Source organism: Thermus composti (genome assembly GCF_014647535.1).
Taxonomy (GTDB): domain Bacteria; phylum Deinococcota; class Deinococci; order Deinococcales; family Thermaceae; genus Thermus; species Thermus composti.
The window spans coordinates 38,146-60,883 of the sequence record NZ_BMPJ01000010.1 but is presented as its reverse complement, the minus strand read 5'-3'; the positions used below and the strand labels follow the sequence as shown (position 1 = coordinate 60,883).

Annotated in this window: 20 protein-coding genes and 1 pseudogene; 4 read left to right on the top strand and 17 right to left on the bottom strand. The window is 67.1% G+C overall.

Annotated elements, in window-relative coordinates; genetic code table 11:
* The first annotated feature begins 9 nt into the window (after positions 1–9).
* A complete protein-coding gene (ubiE, locus tag IEX93_RS05430) occupies positions 10–708 on the top strand; it encodes a bifunctional demethylmenaquinone methyltransferase/2-methoxy-6-polyprenyl-1,4-benzoquinol methylase UbiE (RefSeq protein ID WP_188847252.1) in 699 nt (232 codons plus the stop codon).
* Here the strand turns inward: ubiE and IEX93_RS05425 are convergent.
* Both IEX93_RS05425 and IEX93_RS05420 read right to left on the bottom strand, forming a co-directional pair.
* A pseudogene (locus IEX93_RS05425) lies at positions 705–1,158 on the bottom strand (arsenate reductase ArsC). The gene ubiE and the pseudogene IEX93_RS05425 overlap by 4 nt on opposite strands.
* A 35-nt stretch (positions 1,159–1,193) precedes the next feature.
* Positions 1,194–2,885 carry a M3 family oligoendopeptidase gene (locus IEX93_RS05420; RefSeq protein ID WP_188847226.1) on the bottom strand — a complete coding sequence of 564 codons (1,692 nt, stop codon included), beginning with the start codon at positions 2,883–2,885 and terminating at the stop codon, positions 1,194–1,196.
* A gap of 186 nt (positions 2,886–3,071) precedes the next feature.
* Here IEX93_RS05420 and IEX93_RS05415 point away from each other — a divergent pair, with 186 nt between their 5' ends.
* On the top strand, positions 3,072–3,479 hold the full coding sequence (locus IEX93_RS05415) for an acyl-CoA thioesterase (RefSeq protein WP_188847225.1): 408 nt from the start codon (positions 3,072–3,074) through the stop codon (positions 3,477–3,479).
* On the opposite strand, the gene IEX93_RS05410 is transcribed toward IEX93_RS05415, so the two are convergent.
* The 9 genes from IEX93_RS05410 to murI all read right to left on the bottom strand — a co-directional run bounded on the left by IEX93_RS05410 (position 3,476) and on the right by murI (position 14,536).
* The gene (locus tag IEX93_RS05410) at positions 3,476–5,716 is read right to left on the bottom strand and encodes an endonuclease MutS2 (RefSeq protein WP_188847224.1); all 2,241 of its coding nucleotides are present in this window, start codon (positions 5,714–5,716) and stop codon (positions 3,476–3,478) included. The two genes, IEX93_RS05415 and IEX93_RS05410, sit on opposite strands and share 4 nt — an antisense overlap.
* Before the next feature lie 22 nt (positions 5,717–5,738).
* Positions 5,739–7,448: a glycoside hydrolase family 13 protein gene (locus tag IEX93_RS05405; RefSeq protein WP_188847223.1), complete on the bottom strand. Its 1,710-nt coding sequence runs from the start codon at positions 7,446–7,448 to the stop codon at positions 5,739–5,741.
* On the bottom strand, positions 7,445–8,764 hold the full coding sequence (locus tag IEX93_RS05400) for a sugar ABC transporter permease (RefSeq protein ID WP_188847222.1): 1,320 nt from the start codon (positions 8,762–8,764) through the stop codon (positions 7,445–7,447). Before IEX93_RS05400 ends, IEX93_RS05405 begins: the two co-directional genes overlap by 4 nt.
* Positions 8,765–10,093 carry an ABC transporter permease subunit gene (locus IEX93_RS05395; RefSeq protein ID WP_188847221.1) on the bottom strand — a complete coding sequence of 443 codons (1,329 nt, stop codon included), beginning with the start codon at positions 10,091–10,093 and terminating at the stop codon, positions 8,765–8,767. It lies immediately after the preceding gene.
* A gap of 59 nt (positions 10,094–10,152) precedes the next feature.
* On the bottom strand, positions 10,153–11,349 hold the full coding sequence (locus tag IEX93_RS05390; protein WP_188847220.1) for a sugar ABC transporter substrate-binding protein: 1,197 nt from the start codon (positions 11,347–11,349) through the stop codon (positions 10,153–10,155).
* A gap of 96 nt (positions 11,350–11,445) precedes the next feature.
* A complete protein-coding gene (locus tag IEX93_RS05385; RefSeq protein WP_188847219.1) occupies positions 11,446–12,477 on the bottom strand; it encodes an RMD1 family protein in 1,032 nt (343 codons plus the stop codon).
* Positions 12,474–13,085: an RdgB/HAM1 family non-canonical purine NTP pyrophosphatase gene (gene rdgB / locus IEX93_RS05380; protein WP_188847218.1), complete on the bottom strand. Its 612-nt coding sequence runs from the start codon at positions 13,083–13,085 to the stop codon at positions 12,474–12,476. The genes IEX93_RS05385 and rdgB overlap by 4 nt, the downstream gene beginning before the upstream one ends.
* Before the next feature lie 5 nt (positions 13,086–13,090).
* Positions 13,091–13,735: an LOG family protein gene (locus IEX93_RS05375; RefSeq protein WP_188847217.1), complete on the bottom strand. Its 645-nt coding sequence runs from the start codon at positions 13,733–13,735 to the stop codon at positions 13,091–13,093.
* A 27-nt stretch (positions 13,736–13,762) separates the two neighbouring features.
* Positions 13,763–14,536: a glutamate racemase gene (gene murI, locus IEX93_RS05370; RefSeq protein WP_188847216.1), complete on the bottom strand. Its 774-nt coding sequence runs from the start codon at positions 14,534–14,536 to the stop codon at positions 13,763–13,765.
* 95 nt (positions 14,537–14,631) lie between these two features.
* On the opposite strand from murI, the gene metK reads away from it, so the two are divergent.
* Positions 14,632–15,810: a methionine adenosyltransferase gene (gene metK / locus IEX93_RS05365; RefSeq protein ID WP_229906097.1), complete on the top strand. Its 1,179-nt coding sequence runs from the start codon at positions 14,632–14,634 to the stop codon at positions 15,808–15,810.
* Between the two features lie 57 nt (positions 15,811–15,867).
* On the opposite strand, the gene IEX93_RS05360 is transcribed toward metK, so the two are convergent.
* From IEX93_RS05360 to IEX93_RS05335, 6 genes are read right to left on the bottom strand one after another with little or no spacing between them, the layout of a single operon-like run.
* Complete coding sequence (locus IEX93_RS05360; RefSeq protein WP_188847214.1) at positions 15,868–16,914, bottom strand: GGDEF domain-containing protein; 1,047 nt, start codon at positions 16,912–16,914, stop codon at positions 15,868–15,870.
* 25 nt (positions 16,915–16,939) lie between these two features.
* The gene (speA, locus tag IEX93_RS05355; protein WP_188847213.1) at positions 16,940–18,832 is read right to left on the bottom strand and encodes a biosynthetic arginine decarboxylase; all 1,893 of its coding nucleotides are present in this window, start codon (positions 18,830–18,832) and stop codon (positions 16,940–16,942) included.
* Entirely contained in the window at positions 18,829–19,392 is a 564-nt protein-coding gene (locus tag IEX93_RS05350) for a DUF72 domain-containing protein (RefSeq protein WP_188847212.1), read from the bottom strand. The genes speA and IEX93_RS05350 overlap by 4 nt, the downstream gene beginning before the upstream one ends.
* Positions 19,373–20,095 carry an alpha/beta hydrolase gene (locus tag IEX93_RS05345; protein WP_188847211.1) on the bottom strand — a complete coding sequence of 241 codons (723 nt, stop codon included), beginning with the start codon at positions 20,093–20,095 and terminating at the stop codon, positions 19,373–19,375. Before IEX93_RS05345 ends, IEX93_RS05350 begins: the two co-directional genes overlap by 20 nt.
* On the bottom strand, positions 20,092–21,024 hold the full coding sequence (locus tag IEX93_RS05340; protein WP_188847210.1) for a ribose-phosphate diphosphokinase: 933 nt from the start codon (positions 21,022–21,024) through the stop codon (positions 20,092–20,094). The genes IEX93_RS05345 and IEX93_RS05340 overlap by 4 nt, the downstream gene beginning before the upstream one ends.
* Positions 21,025–21,050: 26 nt before the next feature.
* On the bottom strand, positions 21,051–22,181 hold the full coding sequence (locus IEX93_RS05335) for a M24 family metallopeptidase (RefSeq protein ID WP_188847209.1): 1,131 nt from the start codon (positions 22,179–22,181) through the stop codon (positions 21,051–21,053).
* Between the two features lie 78 nt (positions 22,182–22,259).
* On the opposite strand from IEX93_RS05335, the gene erpA reads away from it, so the two are divergent.
* Complete coding sequence (gene erpA / locus IEX93_RS05330; RefSeq protein WP_018111546.1) at positions 22,260–22,640, top strand: iron-sulfur cluster insertion protein ErpA; 381 nt, start codon at positions 22,260–22,262, stop codon at positions 22,638–22,640.
* The last annotated feature ends 98 nt before the right edge of the window (positions 22,641–22,738 follow it).

The window sequence follows — 22,738 nt, the reverse complement described above, 5'->3', positions numbered from 1 at the left end:
CCCCCCGTGGTGGCACCCGAAGAAAAGGCCAAGAGGGTGCGGCGGATGTTCTCGGAGATCGCCCCCCGCTACGATCTCCTGAACCGCCTCCTCTCTTTCGGGGCGGACCTCCGCTGGCGGCGGCGGGCAGTGGCCTTGGCCCTGGAGAAGGCCCCGAGGCGCATCCTGGACCTGGCCACGGGCACGGGGGATCTGGCCCTTTTGCTCAAGGAAAGGGCCCCGGAGGCGGAGGTGGTGGGGGCGGACTTCGCCCCTCCCATGCTGGAGATCGCCCGGAGGAAGGCGGCTTCTAGGGGCCTCGAGGTGGCCTTCCTCGAGGCCGACGCCCTCGCCCTCCCCTTCCCTGATGGGGCCTTTGACGCCGTGACCATCGCCTTTGGCTTCCGCAACTTCGCCGACTACGAGAAGGCCCTAAGGGAGCTTTACCGGGTCCTGGCCCCTGGGGGGAGGCTCGTCCTCCTGGAGTTCCCCCCGCCCCCCAGGGGGGCCTTTGGCCTCGTCTACCGGGTCTACTTCCAGCGGGTCCTGCCCCTTCTAGGGGGGCTTCTTTCCGGGAACTTCGGGGCCTACCGGTACCTTCCCGAAAGCGTGGAGGCCTTCCCCACCCCCGAGGCCCTGAAGGCCCTGATGGAGGGGGCGGGGTTTTCCGTGGCCTACGAGCTCCTTACCTTCGGGGTGGCGGCCATCCACGTGGGGGACAAGCCCTAAAGCCCCGCCTTTTCCCGGAGTTCCTCGTCGCTCGGCACCCGCCCCTCCTTGAGGGCTTCCACCAGGAAGCGGGCCATCCTCCCCAGGGCGTCCCGCACCGCTTGCCAGGCCTCCAGGGGCTTCCCCGTGGGGTCGGGGAAGGAGACGTGGCGCTTTTGGGTCCGGGCGGGGTAGGCGGGGCAGGCCTCCTCGGCCTGGTCGCAGACGGTGAGGACCAGGTCAAAGTTCCAGGGGTCGGGGACCTCCAAGAGGGTCTTGGAGGTGTGCTCCGAGAGGTCCAGCCCCACCTCGGCCATGACCCGCTTGGCCTCCTCCTTCACCAAGGTCTTTTTCCGTGCCGGCGGAGTGGACCTCGAGGTCCACCCCAAGCTCCCGGGCGAAGCGCTTAAGCCAAGCCTCCGCCATCTGGCTCCGGGCGGAGTTGTGGGTGCAAAGGACGAGGACCCGCATCCCCCAAAGCCTAAGCCCCTTGGGTCAGAAGGGCGTCAGGCGAGCCTCCTTTCCAGCTCCGCCACCTTCTCCTCCAAGATCCTAATCCCCTGGCGCCAGAAGGCGGGGCTTTCCAGGTCAAAGCCGTGGCGGCGGGCCAGCTCCTGGGCGGGGTACATGCCCGACTGGGCCAAAAGGGCCTCGTAGCCCTCGGCGAAGCGGGGGTCCTCCTTGGCCTTCTGGTAGACGGCAAGCCCGAAGAGGAGGCCGAAGGTGTAGGGGTAGTTGTAGAAGTCCGCCCCGTAGTAGTGCCCCTTCACCGCCCACATGTAGGGGTGGCGGGTGGCCAGGACCTCCCCGTAGGCCTCCTCCTGGGCCTTGAGCATGAGCTCCTTGAACTCCCTTGGGGAAAGTTCCCGCTCCTTGCGCTTTTGGAAGACCCAGGACTCAAAGAGGAAGCGGCTATGGATGTCCACCACCACCTGGGCCGCCCCTTGCAGGTAGGCGTCCAGGATGAGGAGGCCCTCCTCGGGGGAGGCCTCCTTGAGGGCCGCCTCCACCACCAGGGTCTCGTTCATGATGCTGGCGGTCTCCGCCAGGGTCATGGGGACCTCCCTTAAGGAGGCGGGGGCCTGGGCCAGGGCGAAGTTGTGGTAGGCGTGGCCTAGCTCGTGGGCCAGGGTGGAGATAGATTCAAAGCTTTCCTCGTAGTTGGCGAGGATAAGGCTTTTCCCCCCGCCCCTGGGCATGCAGTAGGCCCCGCCCACCTTGCCTTTTCGTGGGAGAAGGTCCATCCAGCGCTCGGCGAAGGCCATCTCCGCCACCTTGGCGGCGTTGGGCACCAGGGCGGCGAGCTTGGCGGGGATGAAGGCCCGGGCCTCCTCTAAGCTCCAGCGCCGGCCCTTCCCGATGGGGGCGAAGAGGTCCCACCAGTCCAGCTGTTCCTTCCCTAAGGCCTTGGCCTTGAGGAGGTAGTAGCGGCGGAAGAGGGGAAGGCTTTCCCGCACCGCCTCCTGCATGGCTTTTAGGGCTTTCCTGGTGATGCGGTTTCTGTGGAGGGTGGGCTCGAGGTCGTCCCTATAGCCCCGGCGGCGGTTTAGGACGCTGGCCTCCCCCTTCACCCCGTTTAAGGCGAAGGCCAGGGGCACCTCGTGGGCCTCCCAGGCCTTGAGCTCCGCCTCGTAGGCCTTCTTCCGCACCTCTTCCTCGGGGCGGAAGTAGAGGTTGCGCACCTGGCTTATGGGCATCTCCTCCCCGTCCACCAGGGCGGTGATCTGGCTGGTGAGGCTCTCGTGGAGCTTGGCCCAGGCCTGCCTTCCCGAGAGGGATAGCTCCGCCGCCAGGACCTCCTCCCCCTCGGGCATCATGTGGAGGGCCTCCTCCTTGGCCTCCTCCACCAGGATTCGGTAGGGGCCCGCCTCCATGGGGTCCTGCAGGGCCAGGTAGCGGGTGAGCCTTGGCCTTAGGCGCTGGAAGTCCAGGAAGAGGACCTCAAGCTCCGAGAGCTTGGCGAGGGCGGCCTCGTCCCGGGTGTCGGCGCTGTAGCGGGCGTAAAGGTAGGCCCAAAGGGGGGTGGCCTTCTCCAGGAGGGCGTCCAGGGAGGCCAGGACCTGGGAAAGGGGGGCGGCCTCTTCCAAAAGCCCTTTGAGGCGGCCGATCTCCCCTTTGAGGTCCTCCCAGGCCCTCTGGAACTCGGGGCTTTCCAGGCTGGGGAAGAGGGGGGTTAGGTCCCAGGTGGTCTCGGTCATGCCCCCACTATACCTGACCGGCGGGTCAGGGCCTCAATAGGCCAGGGGCTCGAGGTGGACGCGAGGCCCTGAAGGCGCGGTAAAGCCGGGGCCTAGGGCGTCCATGCTTACCCCTTCCCGGAAGCTTAAAGCGGAGGGGATACACCCTTTAGTTGTCCGGGAAGATCTAAGGTATAAACTAAGCCCATGGAGGGATTTCCGGTTACGGTCCGGGTGGACGTGCGCTTCCGGGATTTGGACCCTTTGGGGCACGTGAACAACGCCGTGTTTCTCTCCTACATGGAGCTGGCCCGCATCCGCTATTTCCAGAGGATCTCCCCGGACTGGCTGGAGGAGGGCCACTTCGTGGTGGCCCGGATGGAGGTGGACTACCTGAAGCCCATCCTCCTGGAGGACGAGGTCTATGTGGGGGTGCGCACCCTGAGGATCGGCCGCTCCAGCCTCCACATGGAGCACTTCATCACCGCTAACGGACAGCCCGCCGCCAAGGGGATCGGGGTTTTGGTCTGGCTGGAAGGGGGCAGGCCCGCCCCTATCCCTCAGGCGGTGCGGGACCGGATCGCCGAGCTGGAGGGGAGAGACCTTCCCTCCTAAGCCGGTGGCTTTAGGACCACCACCGTCACCCCATGCCCCCCCTCGTGGGGCGGGGCGTCGGCGAAGCTCTCCACCCGCTTGTCCCGGCGCAGGGCCTCGCGGATGGCCTGCCTGAGGGCCCCCGTCCCCTTGCCGTGGAGGAGGCGGAGGGTGGGAAGCCCAAGGGCCCGGGCCTCCTCCAGGGCCTGGTCCACCTCCAAAAGGGCCTCCTCCACGGTGAGGCCCCTGAGGTCCACCTCCTTCACCTCCCGCCTGGGCCTGGCCAGGAGGGGTTTCGGGGGGGTGGCCTCGGGGAGGGGCCTTAGCTCCTTGGCCTTCAGGTTGAGCTTCAGGGGGCCCACCTGGACCAAGGCCTCCTCCCCCCTTAGCTCCACCACCCGGCCCCGCTTGCCCAAGGAGGGCACCTCCACCAGGGCCCCGGGGGCGAGGTCTTGGGGTGGGGGGGGAGGTGGGGCTTTCTTGGCGTAGCGCTCCCTTAGGGCCATGAGCTCCCTTAGGGCGTCCCGCTTGCTCTCGGTCTTGGCCTTCTCCCGGAGGGCCTTGATCTCGGCCTCCACCTGGAGGAGCCTGGCCCGCACCTCCTCCTCCAGGGCCTTCAGGCGCTCCTTTCGCTCCTCTTCGTAGAGGGCTTCCCGCTTTTCCAGCTCCCGCCTCAGGGCCTCCGCCCGGGCCAGCTCGGCCTCGAGGCGGCGCCTTTCCTCCCTCAGGGCGAGGCGCTCCGCCTCCAGCTTTGCCAAAAGCTCTTCCAGCCTTCCCCCCTCGGGCAGAAGGGCCTCGGCCCGGCGCAGCACCGCCTCGGGGAGGGAAAGCTTCCTGGCGATGGCCAGGGCGTAGCTCCGCCCCGGCACCCCGAGGACGAGCTCGTAGGTGGGGCGCAAGGCCTCGAGGTCAAAGCGCATGGAGGCGTTTTGGATGCCTTCCCTCCCTTGGGCGAAGGCCTTTAGGGGGGAGAGGTGGGTGGTGATCATCCCCTTGACCCCTCTCTCTAGGAGGGCCTCGAGGATGGCCTGGGAGAGGGCCGCCCCCTCCTCGGGGTCGGTGCCGCTTCCCAGCTCGTCAATGAGGACGAGGCTACGGGGGGTGGCCTCCTCCAGCATCTCCTTGAGCCTTTTGAGGTGCCCGGCGAAGGTGGAGAGGTTCTCCTGGAGGGACTGCTCGTCCCCGATGTCGGCATAGACCCGGTCGGGCCAGGCCAAAAGGGCCTTCTTGGCCGCCACGAAAAGCCCCGACTGGGCCATGAGGACGGCGAGGCCCAGGGTCTTTAGGAGGGCGGTCTTCCCCCCCATGTTGGGCCCGGTGATGAGGATGAGGCGGGTCTTCTCGTCCAGGGCGAAGGAGTTCCTTACGGGGTTCGGGATGAGGGGGTGGAAGGCCTCCTCCAGGGCGTAGGCCTCCCCGAAGCGGGGGCGGGAAAGCCCCAGGTCCCGGGCCAGGGCCGCCTGGGCCTGGACTAGGTCCAAAAGGGCCAGGGCCTTTAGGGTTTCCGGCATCCCCTCGTCCTGGGCGAGCCTCTCGGAAAGCTCCCGGAGGATCCGGTTCACCTCCTCTTCCTCCGCAAGCCTCAGGGCCTGGAGGCGGTTGTTGAGCTTCACCACGGAGAAGGGCTCCACGAAGAGGGTGGCCCCCGACTCGGAGGTGTCCAGGAGGATCCCGGGCACCTTGTGGCTCATCCCCGCCTTCACGGGGACGCAGTACCGGTCCCGCCTTAAGGTGACGAAGCGGTCCTGGAAGGCCTCCCGGTGCCGGTCCATGAGGGCGTAGAGGCGCTCCAGGATGGTTTCCCGCAAGGGCCTTAGTTCCCTTCGGATCTGGGCGAGGCGGGGGCTCGCCTCGTCCCGCACCGCCCCCTCCTCGTCCAGGGCCTTTTTCACCCGCTCCAGGAAGGGGGTGTGGTCCCCGATGCCCTCCGCCACCTGGCTTAGGGCGTTCTTTAGGGGAAGAAGCTCCCCCTTTAGGTCCATGGCCTCCTTGAGGGCCTGGGCCGCCCTTAGGAGCTCGGGGCCCGTAAGCCTCGCCCCGGCGCGGGCCCTTCGCCAGGCCTCCCGTAGGGCGCCCGCCTCGGGGAGGGCGTAGGGGTAGCTTAGGGCCTCCTGGGTGAGCCCGTGGCGGCGCTCGGCCTCCTCCTGGGTGAGGGGTAGGAGGCCTTGGGCGAGCTCCTCCCCAAGAGAGGTCTTGGTCCTTTGGGCGAGGAGGGCGCGGACCTTGGGGAACTCCAGGACCTCGAGGACATCCCGCACAAAGGAAAAGTATACCCGGGCCTCAGGCTAAGGGCTGGAAGAGGAGGTAAGAAGCCTCCACCTCCCCCGCCACCTCCTCCCCCGAAAGGAGGTCTAGGCCGGGGGGCAGGGAGAGGCGCGCCCCCTCCGGGGCGAAGAAGGCCCAGATCTCTTCTTCCCCAAGCCGCCTTTTGAAGGCCAGGACCCCTTCGGGGGCGGGAAGGGCTAGGAGGCCTCCTCGGCGGAGGACGGGGTGGGTTTTCTTGAGCCTTATGAGGCGCCGGAAGAAGTCCAAAAGCCCGTGGTCCCAGCGGCTTTCGTCCCAGGGAAAGGGGGCGCGGCAGAAGGGGTCTCCCCGCCAGACCGCGTAGGGGTTGGGCTGGGAGAGGCCGATCTCGTCCCCGTAGTAGAGGGCGGGGCTTCCCGGGAAGGCGAAAAGGAGGGCGTAGGCGGTCTTGAAACGCTCCTTGTCCCCCCTAAGCCGCCAGAGGGCCCGGGGGATGTCGTGGGAGGAGAGGAAGGTGTACATGGCGTGGCGGAGCTGGAGGGGCAGGGCCTGGTAGTGGTCCCAAAGGGTTTGCCAGGCCTCCTTGAGGCCCACGTCCACGGGGTTCCCGTGGAGGTCCTTCCCGGAAAGCCACTCCATCACCGGGTGGGCGAAGCCGGCGTAGTGCATGGCCCCGTCCAGGGTGTGGGCCCTGAGGGTGGGGGTGGTGTCGTAGGAAAGCTCCCCGAAGACGAGGGCGTCAGGCCTTTCCTCCTTGGCGGCTTGGGCTAAGGCCCTAAGCCAGCGGGCGTTTTTCCGGTTCGTGCCCCCTTCCCCGATGGAGTGGGCCACGTCCAGCCGCCAGCCGTGGGCAAGGCGCATCCAGTAGCGGACGGGGGCCTTGGGGCTATGGACGAAGCGCTCTTGGGTGAGGAAAGAGGCGTAGTCCAGCTTGGGCATGTGCTTCACGCCCCAGAAGCTGGCGTAGCTCCCGTCCGGATAAAAGGTGAACATCCCCCGCTCGGGGGCGGTAGGGTCTTCCAGGGCCTTCTGGAACCAGGGGTGGGTCGCCCCCACGTGGTTGAAGACCCCGTCCAGGATGAGCTTCATGCCCCGGGCCTCGAGGGCCTCGTAAAGGGCCCTTAAGGCCTCCTCCCCCCCCAGGTGGGGGTCCACCCTTAGGTAGTCCTCGGTGTCGTACCGGTGGCTGCTGGGGCTTTGGAAGATGGGGGTGAGGTAGAGGACCTCCACGCCCAGGTCCTCCAGGTAGGGGAGGGCCTCCAGGACCCCCCACAAATCCCCCCCGTAGAACTCCCGGGCCCCGTCCTCCCCGGGGGGCTCGTCCCAGGCCTTGCGCCGGATGGGCTTTCCCCCGTAAAGCCAGGCCCCGTCCTTAGGGGCAAGCTCGGGGCGGCCCTGGCGGAAGCGGTCGGGGAAGATCTGGTAATAAACCCTTCCCAAGGCCCACTCCGGGGGAAGGGGCTTGGCGAGGAGGTGGAAGAAGCGGTCGTAGCGGGGAAGGGTCTTCTCCAGGCCGTGGCTTCCCAGGTAGCCTTGGGGCAGGCGGAAGCAGTAGCGGAAGGGGCTTGCGTGGAGGGGCACTTTGACCCGGAGGCCCTTTTCCCAAGGGGCCATGGGCTTTTTGTGCAACTCCCCGTCCCGCTCGTAAAGGAGAAGCCCCTCCCGGGCCTCGGTTTCCAGGAAAAGCTCCACCTCCTCCCCCAGCTCGGGGAAGGGGGGGTGGATGTGGGCTAGGTCGTGGATCATTCCTTCACCGCCCCGGCGGTGTACCCGGAGACAAAGTACTGCTGGAAGCCGTAGAAGAGGAAGAGGATGGGCAAAGACCCCAAGACGCTCGCCGCGGCGAAGACCCCCCACTTGGTCTGGAACTGCCCCGTGGTGAAGCTTCTAAGCCCCACGCCCACGTTCCAGGTCTCCACCCCGGTGAGGACCAGGTTGGCCAGGACGAACTCCGAGTAGGTGCCCACGAACTGCAGGAGGAAGATAAAGACGAACATGGGGGCGGAGAGGGGCAAAAGGATCCGGGTGAAGACCTGCCACCTTGTGGCCCCGTCCACCATGGCGGCCTCCTCGAGGCTCGGGCTTATGCTCTCCAGGTAGCCCTTATAGACCCAGGTGCCGAAGCTGATAATGCCCCCGGAGTAAGCCAGGACCAGCCCGGTGAAGGTGTTCAGGAGGTCCAGCCGGGAAAGCAGGTAGTAGATGGCCACCAGGGCCAAAAACCCCGGGAACATCTGCACGAAGATGAAGAAGAGGAGCATGGGGTAGCGCCCCGGCAGGTGGCGGAAGCGGGCGAAGGCGTAGCCCGCCGTGGCGGTGAGGAGGACGGCGAGAAGCCCGGTGAGCCCCGAGATTAAGAAGGTGTTCCGCACCCAGAGGAGGAACTTGGCCTCGGTACCCTGCCCGGTGAACTGCCTGGGGGAAAGGGATAGGGCGAGGGCGAAGACCGAAAGGGCCATGAGGAAAAGAAGCCTCCCCTGCCAGAGGCCCATCCACTCCCCCTGGGCAAGAAGCCGCCGCAAGAGACCGATACCCCCCACCCCCAGGAGGGCGAGGGCCGCTAAGAGAAGGAGGGCCCCCTGGTAGGGGTAGAGGACCACCCCTTCCACCAAGGCGGCGTAGTTTTCCAGGGAGGGGTTGGGCAGGTAGGGGATCACCTTGGCGTCCAGGAGGAGGAAGCCCGTGTCGGGCCTCCGGAAGCTAAAGAGGTTGTTGGTGGGGTCAAAGCTCGCCGCCACCACCTGGACCACGGGGTAGTAGACCAAAAGGATCAGGACCCAGAGGAAGAGATGGGTCACCCCCTCCTGGAAAAGGGGCCAGGGGCTACGCCTCCTCCCCTGAAGCCGGTTCACGAGGGCGGTGTAGAGGAGGCTATAGAGGAGGATCAGGGCCACGAGGCCCAAAAGCCCCAAGAGGGCGTAGGCCCAGCCAAAGGGCACGAAGACGCTTCCGAAGGCCACCTGCTTGCGGTAGGACCCCTCGTCAAAGAGCCGGTTTGCGGCGAACCAGTAGACCCCGTAAAGGGCGAGGCCCGTGAAGAGGAAGCCCAGGACCTTGCGCATTTACCGCACCTCCCGAAGCGCCCCCGTGAAGCGGAAGTTCACCAGGCTGATGAGCACGGTGAGGGCGAAGATGATGAGGCTAATCGCCGCCCCTAGGCCGTAGGCCGACTGTCCCTCGGCGCTGAAGGCCGTCTTGTAGGCCCAGGAGATGAGGATGTCCGTGGCCTGGGCGGTGGCGAGCCTGCCCTCTTCCGCGGGCCCGCCCCCGGTGAGCAGGTAGATGAGGTAGAAGTTGTTGAAGTTGAAGGCGAAGGAGGAAAGCAGGATGGGCAGCATGGGCTTTTCCAGAAGGGGCAAGGTGATCCCCCAAAGGGTCTGCCAGGGGGTGGCCCCGTCCACCTTGGCCGCCTCGTAGAGCTCGTCGGGAATGGTGGAAAGGGCCCCCAGGGTGGCCGTCATCATGTAGGGGAAGCCGAGCCAGAGGTTCACGAGGAGGACGGCCACCTTGGCCCAGTCGGGATCGTTGAGCCAGGGGATAGGGTAGATGCCCAGGACCCCGAGAAGCCGGTTGATGGCCCCGAAGTTGTAGTTGAGGAGGGCCACCCAGACCTGGACGGTGATAACCCCGGGCAGGGCCCAGGAGACGATGAGGGCCGTGCGGTAGAAGTTCCGGAGCTTCAGGGCCTTGTTGTGGAGGATAAGCCCCAGGACGAGGCCCAAGAGGGCGTTTAGGAGCACGGTGCTCAGGGCGAAGACCACGTTCCAGGTGAAGACGGGAAGGAGGGCCTGGTTCGCCTGGGAGAGGATAAATGCGAAGTTCTTGAGGCCCACGAAGCCGAAGGTGTTCACCTTGGCCACGTACTCCGCCCGGAAGGGAAGGTCGCGGTCCAGGACCAGGCTCGGGCCTTCCACCTCGAGGATTTTGGCCCGTGCCCGGTGGCCCTCGGCGTAGGCTTCCACCTGCTCCCCTTGGCAAGGATCGCAGCGGAGGGCCTCCTTGGCGTCGGCCTCGAGGACGAGCCGCGCCCCTTCCTGGGCCACCACCCGGGTTTCCGTGGAGCGGTCGGGAAAGCCGTTTTTCCGCCCCGAGTAGTCGGTGAAGGCCAAATAGACGGTGAGGCCGATGGGGTAGAGGGTGAAGACGAGAAGGAAGGCGAGGGCGGGCAGGAGGTAGTACCAGTCGGTAAGCCACGGGAAGAGCCGCCCCAAGGCCACCGCCCCCGGTACCAGGACCAAAAGGGCCAGGACCAGGATGGTCCAGCCCGGGGGGGCCAGGTAGGCCTCGAGGGCCAGGTACCCCAAAAGCCCCACCCCCGTGGCCAGGAGGAGGAGGCCCAAGAGGAGGGCCAGGGCCAGGAGGAAGCCTTTAAGACCCGGCGGGTGCTTCATGGTCTAAGGAATACCCCCCCCACGGGGGAGGAAGGTCCTGTGGAGGGGGCCCATGGGTCTTACCTGCCGATGGCCTTCTTGATCTCGGCCACCATGTCCTCCACGATCTTCTTCACGTTGGCGTCGGGCCGCTGGATGGCGAGGCTGATGGCGTTCTTCCAGGGGCCCCAGACCTTGCCCATCTCGGAGATGTTGGGCATGGGGGTGCCCAGGGGGAAGACCTGGGAGAAGCCCGCCACCACCGGGTCCTTCGCCAGCTGCCTGACGGCGCTCTTGGACACGGGGATGCGCCCGCCCGCCTGGTTGAAGGCCACCAGGTTCCGCCCCGTCACCAGGGTCTTGGCGAAGTTGACGGCCTGGGTCTTGTTCTTGGAGTAGGCGTTCACCACCACCCCCTGCACCCCCAGGAAGGGCCCCCACGGGTTCTTGGCCCCGGGCGGGGTGGGGAAGGGGGCGATGCCGAAGTCAATCTTCGCCTTCTTGTAGTCACCGAGGGCCCAGGGGCCGTTGATGATCATGGCCAAAGTCCCCTCCTTGAAGGCCCCGTCCGCCACCCCGTAGTCCACCCCCTCGGGGACCAGGTTGTACTTGAAGCGGAGGTCCTTGATGAACTGGAGGGCCTTCTCCCCCACCTCGCCCCCGATGAGGAGCTTGGCGGGGTCCAGGCTCCCCTTGGCGTCCTTGCCGAAGACGTTCTCCGCACCGTAGGCCTTGAAGAAGCCAAAGTTGAAGTAGGGCTCCCCGATGTTGTAGAGGAAGCCGAAGGTGGAGCCGGTGGTGAGCCTTTGGGCCAGGGCCAAAAACGCCTCCCAGGTCTTGGGAGGCTCCTTCACGTACTTCTTGTTGTAGATGAGGGCCACGCTCTCGGCGTAGGCGGGAAGCCCCATGAGCCTGCCGCCAAAGGTGAAGGCCTCCACCGCCACGGGCTGAAGGTCTGCGAGGTAGTCCTGGGTCACGTACTTGCCCACGGGCTCCAGGACCCCCGCCTGGGCCATCTCGCCCAGCCAGTCGTGGGGCACGGTGACCAGAAGGTCCGCCGCCTGCCCCTGGGGGGCCCCCAGGATAAACTTCTGCTTGATCTCCTCGAAGGGGACCTCCACCACCTCCACCTTGGTGCCGGAGGTCCTTTCAAAGGTCCGGGCCTGGGCTTTGAGCCAGGCCAGCTCGGGCCCACCGAAGTGGGTCCAGACGGTGATCTTTCCCTGGGCGAGGGCCAGGGAGAGGCCTAGGGCCAATAGCGGGACGAGCTTCCTCATCCTCCACCTCCAGGCGCGTGGTAACGCTTCCTCCAAGGGTTTTTCCCGCGCCCTTCGGGTAAAGGATACCATCTCCAGACTGGGACACAAGTCCCCCTAGTGGAGGGCCCGCACCACCTCAAAGGCGATGAGGGCCAGGATGGCCACCTCCACCGCCTGGGTGCGGAGGTGGGCCACCTCCTCGGTCACCATCTCGTAGGTGGCCTCCAGGACCCTAAGCTTCTCCTCCAGGCTCCTCTCCAGCTCGTGGGCCCCGTAAAGCTCCAAGGCCGCCCGGTAGATCTTGGCGTAGAAGAGGTCCTCGGTGATGCGCAAGGCCCCCTCTATTCGGGCCTTCACGTCGGCGATCTCCGCGTGGCGTGCCATGAGGCGGCGGCGGAGGCGCTGGAGCCTCCCGTACCCCCAAAGCCCCCGGTGCCTTAGGACCTGGGGCACGGCCCAAAGCTCCTCGGTGAGCACCCGGTCGTAGTAGGAGAGCTCAAGAAGCTGGGCGTGGACGAACTCCACCAGGTCGGCCACGTCCCAGATCCCCTCGGAGTCCAGGATCAGCACCCGGTCAAAGCCCAAAAGGGCCAGGTCCTCGGTGGAGTAGCTGTAGCGGTAGCGCTCCATCTCCCGCCGCACCTCGGGGGCGAACTCCTCCTCCGTGCCCATCCAGAGGGGGGTGAGGTCCACCGAGGGGCGGAAGGCCTTTTCCCCCTCCAGCCCCAGGGCGTGGTAGACCACGAACTCCTCGGCCAAGCGCTTTTCTTCGGGGCGGAGGAGGGCCCCTTGGAGGTGGGGCTCGAGGGCGGCGAGCTCCGCCAGGAAGAACCCGTCCCAGAAGGGGAGCTCGGGGATCCTAAGCCCCTTTTCCAAGAAAGTTTCCCAGGGCACCCGCTCTCCCAGGTGGATGCGGAAGGAGAGGGAGACCACCCCGAACTCGTAAAGCCGGGCGGTGAGGAGGCCGGAAAGCCCCTCCACGCTCCGCACCCCAAGCTCCATCTCCCCCGGGGGGTTTTCAAAGCGCACCGCCCCGAGCCTCGCCCGGGAGAGGTGGAGGCGGGGCGTGGCGAGGCGGGAGAGGTCTATCTCGTCCGCCACGTCAAAGAGGCGGTAGAGGGCGATGTGGGGGGAGAGGACGTTCATTCCAGCTTGGAGACCTCCCGGGGCGGGGGCCCGTCCTTGTAGGCCTCCAGAAGGGCCCTTAGGGCCCTACCCCGGTGGGAGTAGCGGGCCTTTTCCGTTAGGCTCATCTCGGCGAAGGTCTTCCCCGCCTCGGGAATGTAGAAGAGGGGGTCGTAGCCGAAGCCCCCTTCGCCCCGGGGGGCTTCCAGGATGTACCCCTCCACGCTTCCCTCGTAGGCCTCGGCGTGCCCGTCGGGGTAGGCCAGGACCAAAACGGCCACGAAGCGGGCCTTGCGCTCCTCCCCTTTGAGGTGGCGCATCCTTTCCAGGAGGTAGACGTTCCTTTCACGGTCCGTGGCCCTCCCCCCGTAGCGGGCGGAGTAGACCCCGGGCTCGCCCCCCAGGGCGTAGACCTCGAGGCCCGAGTCGTCGGCGAGGGCGGGAAGCCCCGTGGCCTTGGCCACGTGGGCCGCCTTGAGGAGGGCGTTGTCCAGGAAGGTGGCCCCCTCCTCCTTGGGCATGCGCAAGGGGAAGTCGGCGAGGGTGAGGAGGGTCCAGCCCAAGGGGGCAAGGCCCTCTTTTAGCTCCCGCACCTTCCCGGGGTTGGAGGTGGCCAGGACCAGGCGCATCCCTTTTAGGATACTCCCTTTAGGGCGGCCACCACCTCCTCGGGGTGCTCCAAGGGGGTGAGGAGGGCCAGGTCCTTGGGGTCTATGGCCCCTTGGGCCTTTAGGAACTCCATCCAGGAGAGGAGGCCTTCCCAGTACCCCCGGGGAAGGAGGAAGACGGGGAAGGGGTGGACCTTCTCCGTCTGGATCAGGACCAACACCTCGGAGAGCTCGTCCAAGGTGCCAAACCCCCCAGGCAGGAAGACGAAGCCCACGGCGTAGCGCACGAAGAGAACCTTGCGCACGAAGAAGTAGCGCAAGGAGAGGGCGTGGGTCTGGTAGGGGTTGGGCTTTTGCTCGTGGGGGAGCTCAATATTGAGCCCCACGCTCACCCCGCCCGCCTCGTAAGCCCCCCGGTTCACCGCCTCCATCACCCCGGGCCCGCCCCCCGTCACCACCCCGAAGCCCGCCTGGGCCAAAGCCTGGCCCAGCCGGTAGCCCAGGGCGTAGGCGGGGTGGTCCTCGCCGAAGCGGGCGGAGCCGAAGACGGAGACCAGGGGCACCTCTATCTCCGAAAGGGTCTCAAACCCCTCCACGAACTCCGCCAGAATGCGGAAAAGCCGCCAGCTGTCCTCGTGGTGGAGCTGGTCTATGAGGGGCTTCTTGGGCATGTCCTAAGCCTAACCCTTCACAGGGGCTTAAAGCTCCTCCAGGCTAACTCGGTGAACCTCCTCCACCCGCTCTCCAAGCCGCTCGGCCAGGGCCCGGTAGGCCTCCGGGTCCCCGGTGACGAGGTGGATCACCTGTCCCCTTCCCGCGGGGTTCAGAAGGCCTTCCCGCCTTAGGCCCTGGGCCACCTCCTTGGCCGTGGCCTCGGCAGAGTCTAGAAGCCTCACCCCGGGAAGCGCCTTCTCCAGGGTTTTCTTCAAGAAGGGGTAGTGGGTACAACCGAGGATGAGGGCCTCGAGGTCCTTGGGGGCGTCCTCGAGGTAGTGGCGGGCCACCAGGAGGGCCACGGGGTCGTCCCAAAGCCCCTCCTCCACCAGGGGTACGAAAAGGGGGCAGGCCCGGGCCCAGGCCAGGGGGAGGAGGCGGGCGTAGGCCCCGCTTTCCACCGTGGCCTGGGTGCCGATGAGGCCCACCTTCTGGAAGGCTCGGGCCTCCTTGGCCACGGGCTCCAGCACCCCGAAGACGGGGACCGAGAGGTCCTGGGCCAGGTCGGGGAGGGCGGCGGAGCTCGCCGTGTTGCAGGCCACCACGATGGCCTTCACCCCTTGCCTTAAGAGGAAGCCCGCGATCTCCCAGGCGAAGCGGCGCACCATGACGAGGGGTTTGCCGCCGTAGGGCACGCGGGCCGTGTCCCCGAAGTAAAGAAACTCCTCCCGGGGCAGGAGGCGGCGGAGGGCCTTGAGCACCGTGAGCCCCCCCACCCCGGAGTCAAAGACGCCGATAGGGGCCTTGGGATCCTTCACGGGGCCCTATCCTACTGGATCTAGACGCCCGAGGGGGGGTGCTATACTATCAGGGTTGCCCCGGTAGGGGCTTCGGGGAAAAGGAGGTGCGCAAGTTGCGGCTGGTCACGTCCGAGTCGGTCACCGAAGGGCACCCGGATAAGCTGGCGGACCGGATCTCCGACGCCATCCTGGACGCCCTCCTCGCCCAGGACAAGAAGGCCCGGGTGGCGGCGGAGACCCTGGTCACCACCGGGCTCGTTTTCGTGGCGGGGGAGATCACCACGGAAGGCTACGTGGACATCCCCAACCTGGTGCGCAAGACGGTGCGGGAGGTGGGCTACACCCGGGCCAAGTACGGCTTTGACGCCGACACTTGCGCCGTCCTCACCGCCATAGACGAGCAGTCCCCCGACATCGCGGGTGGGGTCAACCTCTCCTACGAGTGGCGGGTGCTCAAGTCCACGGACCCCCTGGACCGCATCGGGGCTGGGGACCAGGGGCTCATGTTCGGCTACGCCACCGACGAGACCCCCGAGCTCATGCCCCTCCCCATCACCCTGGCCCACCGCCTCACCATGCGCCTGGCCGAGGTGCGCAAGACCGGGGTCCTCCCCTACCTCCGCCCCGACGGCAAGGCCCAGGTCACCGTGGTCTACGAGGGGGACAAGCCCCTTTACGTGAAAACCGTGGTGGTCTCCGCCCAGCACTCCCCCGAGGTGGAGCAGGAGCAGCTGCGGGAGGACCTGATCCGCGAGGTGGTGCGCCAGGCCATCCCTCCTGAGTACCTGAAGGAAGGGGAGACGGAGTACCTCATCAACCCCTCGGGCCGTTTCATCCTGGGGGGGCCCCACGCCGACACCGGCCTCACCGGGCGGAAGATCATCGTGGACACCTACGGGGGGGCGGTGCCCCACGGGGGCGGGGCCTTCAGCGGCAAGGACCCCACCAAGGTGGACCGCTCCGCCAGCTACTACGCCCGCTACATGGCCAAGAACATCGTGGCGGCGGGGCTTGCGAGGCGGGCTTTGGTGGAGCTGGCCTACGCCATCGGTAAGGCCAGGCCCGTCTCCCTTCGGGTGGAGACCTTCGGCACCGGGGTCCTTCCCGACGAGAAGCTCACGGAGATCGTCAAAAAGGTCTTTGACCCGAGGCCCCTCGCCATCATTGAGGAGCTGGACCTCCTCCGGCCCATCTACACCCCCACCTCCGCCTACGGCCACTTCGGCCGTCCCGGCTTCCCCTGGGAGGAGACGGACCGGGTGGAGGCCTTGAGGCGGGAGGCGGGGCTTTAATACCCTTCTTCTGGCTTGCGCCAGCATGGGGGCCCCGGCGAAAGGCTGGGGCCTCCGCTATTTGGGAGCCGCCTCCACCCGGTTTTTCCCCTTGCGCTTGGCCCGGTACATGGCTTCGTCCGCCCGGCGAAGGAGGGTGAGGGGGGTGTCGGTGGGGCCTGCCTCGGCCACGCCGAAGCTTGCCGTGATCCGCGCCACCGGGGGAACCGCTATGACCTCCACCGCCTGCCGCAGGCGCTCGGCCAGGCGCAGGGCTTGGGGCAGGGGGGTTTCCGGGAGGAGGAGGGTGAACTCCTCGCCGCCCAGGCGCACGGCGCGGTCGCTTCGCCGGAGGTGGGCCTTAAGGCATTGGGCGAGGGCCTGGAGCACCCGGTCCCCCACCTCGTGCCCGTGGAGGTCGTTCACCGCCTTGAAGCCGTCCAGGTCAAGGAGGACGAGGGAAAGGGGGCGGCCGTACCGCTTGGCCCGGGTGAGCTCTTGGGGTAGGAGAAGGTCCAGGTAGCGCCGGTTGGGAAGGCCGGTGAGGAAGTCTGTGTGGGCCTCTGCCTGGACCTCCCGGTACCCTTCCCGCAAGGAGGTGAGGAGGTAGAGGAGGGCGGTGTAGGCCAGGTTCGCCCCGAAGAACTGGGCGAGGGCGTTAAGGTGGGCGGGCTGGAAGTGGCCGCGAAGCGCCCCCAGGACGGCCAGGAGGAAGAGGAGGAGGAGGTAGAGGCGGGCAAGGTTTAGGGCCCTCTGGGCGGGGAAGAAGAGGAAGGCGGAGAAGTAGACGAAGGGCACCCAGTAGGCCGCGGGGGAAAGGCCCAAGGGGCTGGGCTTGAGGAGGAGCTGGTAGGCGAGGCTTGCCAGGAGGTAGAGGGCGAGGAGGCCGTGGACCAGGGGGAGGAACCAGGGGGCGGTGCCCGGCCGGTAGCGAAGGAGGACGGCCCCCAGGAAAAACCCCGCGGCGAGGACGGGGAGGAGGTTTTTGTCCACCGGGTCCAGCCCCACCCGGCTGGAGGCCCAGTAGGCGAGGGCGGCGAGGCCGCTTCCCACGAGGAGAAGCCGGACAGCGAGGCGCCGCCTAGCAGGGATTAAGGGGTCCAGGACCTCGAGGGTAGGGCGCAACCTTCCTCAAGGTTACCTTAGGGGCTCAGTCCTCGAGGTAGGTGTACCCCTGGAGTTCCCGGGTGTACCGCTCCAGGAAGGCCCCCTTCTCCGACGGGGAGAGGCGGCTTTGGCGCACGAGTTTTTCCAGGCCCTGGAATAGCTCCCGGGAGGTGAAACCCATCCGGGCGATGGTCTCCTCCGCCGACTCCCCGGGCACGTAGCGCTCTATGGCGAACCCCTCCTCGCTCACCACCACGTGGGCCTCCCCCACCTGGCCGAAGAGGTTGTGGTGGCTTCCCAAAACGTCCTGGTAGGCCCCCACCAGGAAGACCCCCAGGTAGTAGGGCTCCCCGGGCCGCAGGGCGTGGACGGGGAGGGTCTGGCGCACGTCGTGGAGGTCTATGAAGCGGTCAATCTTGCCGTCGGAGTCGCAGGAGATGTCCACCAGGGTGGCCCGGCGGGTGGGGGGCTCGTGGAGGCGGGAGAGGGGGACGATGGGGAAGAGCTGGTGGATGGCCCAGGCGTCGGGCAGGCTTTGGAAGAGGGAGAAGTTGCACACCAGCTTGTCGGCCAGGAGCTTTTCCAGGTCTTCCAGCTCGTCGGGCACGTAGGGGAGGTTTTGGGCGATGGCCTGGACCCGGCGGGCGATGTGGTAGAAGAGCTCCTCCGCCAGGGCCCGGTCCCGCAAGGAGACGAGGCCCAGGTCGTAGAGGGTCTGGAGGGTCTCCTTGTCGGCGAAGGCGTCGTGGTAGACCTCCTGGAAGTTCTTGGGGGAGAGGCTTTGGAGGCTTTCCCAGAGTTCCTTCACCAGGGGGTGGGCCTCCTCGGGCGGGGGGTCGGGCCGCTTCTCCCCGGGAGGGGTGATGACGTCAATGACCTCCAGGACCAGGACCTGGTGGTAGGCGGTGATGGCCCGGCCGCTCTCGGTGACCAGGATGGGGTGGGGCTCCCCCTGGGCCTCCACCACCTCCTTGGTGACGTAGACCAGGTTCTCGGCGTACTCGGAGAGGGTGTAGTTGGCGGAGGCGTAGAAGTTGGTCTTGGAGCCGTCGTAGTCCACGGCCAGCCCCCCGCCCAGGTTGAGGTATTGGAGAGGGGCCCCCAGTTTTCTAAGTTGCACGTAGGTCTGGGCCGCCTCCCGCACCGCCTGCTTCACCTTGCGGATATCGGTCACCTGGCTGCCGATGTGGGCGTGGAGCATGACCAGGGTATCCAGAAGCCCTTCCTCCCTCAGGATCTCCACCGCCCTCACGATCTCCGGGGTGGTGAGGCCGAACTTGGCGTTTTCGCCCCCGGAGGCCTCCCACTGGCCCGCCCCCTTGGCCTTGAGCTTGTAGCGGATGCCCAGAAGGGGCTTGACCCCAAGCTCCTTGGAGAGGCGCACCACCCGGGCAAGCTCGGCGAACTTCTCCAGGGTGATGACCACGTTCCGGCCGAGCTTCCTGCCCATGAGGGCCAGACGCACGAAGTCGTCGTCCTTGAAGCCGTTGGTGGTGATGAGGGCCTCCGGGGAAAGGTCCTGGGCCAGGATCAGGGCCAGCTCGGGCTTGCTCCCCGCCTCGAGGCCGAAGTGGTAGGGCCTCCCCGCCCGGGCCACCGTCTCCAGGACGAGCCGCCTCTGGTTCACCTTCACCGGGTAGACCCCCCGGTAGGTGCCCCGGTACTCGTACTTCGCCATGGCCTTCAGGAAGGCCTCGTTGAGGTCCCGCACCCGGGCCTCGAGGATCTGGGGGAAGCGCAGGACCAAGGGCAAGGGCCTCCCCTCGTCCCTTAAGGCTTCCACGATCTCCTGTAGCGAGGCGGCGGGGCCTTGGGGGCCTTGGGGGGTGACCTCCAGTTCCCCGTCCCGGCCCACCCGGAAAAACCCCGCCCCCCAGTGGGGCACCAGGTAGATCTCCTCGGCTTCCTTGGGGGAAAAGCGCCTGGCCGTCTTCAATCCGGGTCAACCTCCGCCCTTGAGTGTAGGACGGAACCGCCCCCTTGTGAAGGGCTCCGGTAAAGGTAGCCCTGGCCCGGGGGCAGGGGGCCTTTTGGGTCCACCAGGTAGAGGAAGGGCCCCCCGGGCCGGTTCACCACCGCAAAGCCCCGTTCCAGGACGAGGGGCCAGAGGGCCTCCTCCGCCTGGAAGGCGATGGCCAAGGGGCCTAAGGGCCTCGCCACCTCCTCCAAGAGGTCCAGCCACTCCCGGAAAGCCTCCTTTTCCACCTCTTCCGGCACCCAAAGCCGCACCGCTCCCCTTTTGTCTCCGAAGAGGCGGAAGCGCCGGAGGAAGCGCCTTAAGGTGCGCCTTTCCTCCCCCGAGGGCCTAAAGGTGAGGTGCTTGTGGCCGTAGACGCTGAAGCGAAACCCCTCGGGGGCGAGGGCCCGGAGGCGGCGTATCGTCCCCACGTCCCCCACCCGGTGCCACCAGGAAAGCTCCACCGTGGGAAAGGCCTTGCGGTAGGCCTTGAACCCCCCGGGGAAGTTCCGGTAGCCCCTAAGCCCCTCGAGGAGCAAGCCAGGCCTCCAAAAAGGCGAGCCCCATTCGGGCCATGAGGGGGGTGAGGGTGTGCCCCGCTCCCTCCTCCACGAAGCGGGCCAGGCGGCCTTCCGGGTAGTGGGGGCTTAGGGCCTCGAGGGTCTTCTCCATGCGGGCGAGGGGCACCAGGAGGTCCTTGGTCCCGTGGAGGTGGAGAAGGGGCACCCCCCCGTAGGCCTCCCCCCGGGTGGCGGGCGGGGCCTCGTAGAGGGCCAAGACCTCGGGGTCTTCCACCACCTGCCCCTGGGGGAGCTTCATGGGAAAGCCCGACCCGATGAAGGCCAGGACCGCCTGGGGGCGGAACCCTTCCGAGAGGAGCAAATGGGCCACGAAGGCCCCCAGGCTCCCCCCGGCGAGGAAAAGGGGGAGGTCAAAGCGCCTTTGGGCCTCCTCCGCCACCCTCATGGCCTCCTCCTTGAAGCCCAGGGCCACCCGGTAGACCTCCTCCACGTAGCGGGGGCTTTTGGCGGAGGGGGGAGGGCCTTGGCGCTCCCCGTGCCTGGGGGCGTCAAAGGCCAGGAGGAGGAAGCCCCTTTCGGCGTAGCCGGGAAGGAGGGAGAGGATGTGCTCCTTGGACCCCTGGAGCCCGTGGAGGACCAAAAGGAGGGCCTTGGGGTCCTCGGGGACCCGGGCCAAAGCGGGAAGGCCCGCAAGCTGAAGCCGCTCGGTCCGCGCCATCATGTGAAGAGGCTGGAAACCGACTCCCCCCTATGGATCCGCCAGATGGCCTCGGCGAAGAGGGGGGCCACGGTGAGGGTCCTGAGCTTGGGGCCTTCCTTGGGGGGGCAGGTGTCGGTGGCGGCCACCTCCTTCACGGGGCTTTGGGCGATCCTCTCCAGGGCCGGGCCCACGTAGACCCCGTGGGTGGCGGCGGCGTAGACCTCCTTGGCCCCCGCCTGCATCAGGGCCTCCACCGCCTCCACCAGGCTCCCCGCGGTGGAGATCTCGTCGTCCACGATGAGGGCGGTCTTCCCTTCCACCTCCCCCACCAGCATCCGGACCCGGACCTCCGTGTCCGAGACCCGTTCCTTGTCAATGAAGGCCAGGGGGAGGCCGAGCCTGCGGGCAAGGGAGCTCGCCCGCTTGAGGTCCCCGGCGTCCGGGGCCACCACCACGGCGTTTTCCAGGTCCACCCGGGTGGCGAAGTAGTTGGCGATCACCGGCTCGGCGGAGAGGTGGTCCACGGGGATCTTGAAAAAGCCGTGGACCTGGGGGGAGTGGAGGGTCATGGTGAGGACCCGGTCGGCCCCCGCCGTCTGCAGGAGGTCGGCGATGAGCCGGGCGGTGATGGAGATCCTGGGGGCGTCCTTCTTGTCGCTCCGGGCGTAGGAGAAGTAGGGGATGACGGCGGTGACCCGGGCGGCGCTCGCCCCCTTGGCGGCGTCAATCATCATGAGGAGCTCCATCAGGTGGTCCTGCACCGGCGGGACGAAAGACTGGACGATGAAGACGTCGCCTTCCCGGAGGCTTTCCTCGTAGCGCACGAAGAGGTTATCGTTGGCGAAGCGGAGGGTGACGCTCTTCCCCAAGGGGAGGCCTAGGGCCTCGGCGATGGCCTGGGCCAGGGGCCGGTTGGACTGGCCGGAGAAGATCAGGAGGGGGCGGTCCATGCCGTTCCCCAAGATACCACGCCCCCCTAAAGGGGGGTAATGGTCTCCTGCAGGGGGGTGGTGGCCTCGGGGCCCGTGGGATGGAGGTAGACGTCCACCTCAGTGCGCACCCCGAAGGCCTCCAGGTAGACCCCGGGCTCCACGGTGAAGGCGAGGCCCGGCACCAGGGGGCGGAAGTCGTGGGTCTCCAGGTCGTCCAGGTGGGGGCCTGCCCCGTGGACCTCCTCCCCCAGGTTGTGCCCGGTGCGGTGGCGGATGTAGGGGCCGTAGCCCGCCTCTTCCAGGGCCTTGCGGGCCACCCGGTCCACCTCAAAGCCTTTGGGGTGGCGGCCTTCCCGGTAGGCCTCGGCCACGAAGGCGATGGCCTGGTCCCTAGCTTGGGCCACCGCCTGGAAGGCCTTGTGGGCCGCCTCCGGGGGCCTTTTCCCCGCCATCCAGGTGAGGTCGGCGTAGACCCCGCCCGGCTCCTTGGCCCAGAGGTCCAGAAGGACCACCTCCCCCTCTTCCAAAAGCTTGTCCGTGGGCTCGTGGTGGGGGTTGGCGGCGTTTTTCCCGAAGGCCACCATGGGGGGGTGGTCAAAGACGAGACCCCTTTCCTCCAGGGCCCGCGCCAAGACCTGTTGGACCTCCCGCTCGCTGGCCTTGGGACGCACCCGCAGGTAGTCTAGGGCCAAATCCTTGGCCCGCACGAGCCCCGCCGCCGCCCGGAGGTGGCTTTTTAGCCTTTCCTCGTCCCAGGTTTGGAAGAGGAGGAGCAAAGGCCAGGAGGAGGCGAGCTCCAGGCCCATCCCCCGGAGGAGGTCCAGGGTCCCCCCGTCCACCCGGGAGAGGTAGGGGATCTGCCCTCCGGGGACGTACTCCAAGGCGATGCGCCGCATCCCCTCTAGAAGGTGGGCGAGGCCCTCCAGGAAGCCCCTCCAGGTGTGGTAGGTCTTTCGGTTTCCGGGGAGGGGAGGGAAGAGGCTTGCCTCAATGGCGTGGCAGAGGAGGGTGGGGGGGCCTTCCCTGGGGATGAGGTAGGCGAAGCGGCGGGTGAGGTGGAGGTGGGAAAGGCCTAGGGCCTCGAGGGCCAAGGGGTTGCTCCCGCCAAAGCTATAAAGAAGCCAGCCGTCCAGGCGTTCTTCCTTTAGGACCTCCTGCACCGCCCGTAGCTCCATGGGTCCATCCTACCTCTGGAAGCTCCCTCACCTTCTCCTACCCCTTCCGTGCTAGCCTTAGGGGTAAGGAGGTTCGGCATGGTGGAAACCCAAGAGGCGGTCATCCGCATCACCCCCCTGGCGGCGGAGAAGGCAAAGGAGATCCTGGCCCGCTACGGGAAGGAACACGCCGCCATCCGGGTCTACATCAAGTCCGGCGGCTGCTCGGGCTTCCAGTACGGCATGGCCGTGGACGAACGGGAGCTCGAGGGGGACACCTTCGTGGAGATGCACGGGGTACGCCTGGTGGTGGACCCCATGTCCTTGCCCTACCTGGTGGGTTCGGAGATTGACTGGGTGGAAAGCCTCATGGGGGGCGGGTTCACGGTCCACAACCCCAACGCCGCCAGCACCTGCGGCTGCGGCCACTCCTTCCGCACCAAGGACCAGGAGGGCGAGGCCCGCACCTGCGGCCACTAGGCCTTTGGGGTGTCCTCTAGGGGGGCCTGGTTTCAGGCCCCCTTAAGGCTTTTCCCATTGACCTTCGCCTGGAGGGCTGTATAATGGCCTTGCACTTA